Annotated in this window: 1 protein-coding gene and 1 pseudogene; both read left to right on the top strand. The window is 35.7% G+C overall.

The window, feature by feature from the left end:
* Window positions 1-13 precede the first annotated feature (13 nt).
* A pseudogene (locus COD11_RS25775) lies at window positions 14-592 on the top strand (cation diffusion facilitator family transporter); the annotation flags it as partial.
* 18 nt (window positions 593-610) lie between these two features.
* Entirely contained in the window at window positions 611-955 is a 345-nt protein-coding gene (locus COD11_RS25770) for a LapA family protein (protein ID WP_098799741.1), read from the top strand.
* The last annotated feature ends 91 nt before the right edge of the window (window positions 956-1,046 follow it).

Raw genomic sequence — 1,046 nt, 5'->3', positions numbered from 1 at the left:
AAGATCATGAATGTTTTTTGAGGAAATTGAAGCACCGAAGCCACTTGCAATATATGCAGTCATATTGTCAATCGTCGTTAAAGAATGGATGTTTCGATATAAGTTTAGATTGGGTAAAAGAATAAAAAGTGATGCTATCATTGTAAATGCTTATGAGCATCGCTCAGATGTTTATTCTTCCATAGCTGCTTTGGCTGGTATTGGTGCCGCGATAATTGGTCAAAAGATGGGAATAGACTGGCTTGTTTATGCAGATCCTGTTGCAGGACTATTTGTAGCTATATTGGTTATAAAGATGGCCTGGAAGCTTGGTGCTGAATCAATCCATACAACACTTGATCATGTTTTGCATGATGAAGATGTTGTTGATCTTAAGGATACAGTGAGTAAAATAAGTGAGGTTAAAAAAATTGATGAGTTGCATGCCAGAGAACATGGACATTATGTTATCGTAGATATTAAAGTTTCCGTTGACCCTCACATAACGGTTGAAGAAGGTCATAACATAGGGAAGCTTGTAAAAGAAAAGCTAATGAGTGAGCATGAACACGTACAAAATGTAATGGTACATATTAACCCTTACTCACCTTAGAAGAAGGGAGGAATACAAATGAAACGTCAATGGAGTTTAATTCTAGCCATTATTTTTGCCATCATTATTGCCATCTTTGCAGTTATAAATGTTGAGCCAGTTGAGGTTGATTATTTATTTGGAAAAGCAGAATGGCCCCTTGTACTAATTATTTTAGGTTCAGTTTTTATGGGAGGATTTATTATTGCATCTGCAGGAGTTGTTAGAATTTTAACAATCCACCGAAGATTGAAAGTTGCTGAAAAAGAAAATGCGAAATTAATAACGGAGCTAGAAACGTTAAAGGACGAAAAAGAAAAGAATGTAACAGATCTTGATAACAAAAAGGAAGAAATGGATCATGAACCAACATCCGGTGCTTAGTAATCAAGCCTATTTACTTCTGGAATAATCCTTAAATTGAAACCCCTTGACCACTCTTGTATAATGGGATGGGGTAGTGTCAAAAGATTTA

The organism is Bacillus sp. AFS040349, from assembly GCF_002577655.1.
In the GTDB taxonomy this organism is placed as follows: domain Bacteria; phylum Bacillota; class Bacilli; order Bacillales; family Bacillaceae; genus Metabacillus.
This window is presented reverse-complemented; position numbering and strand designations above follow the sequence as displayed.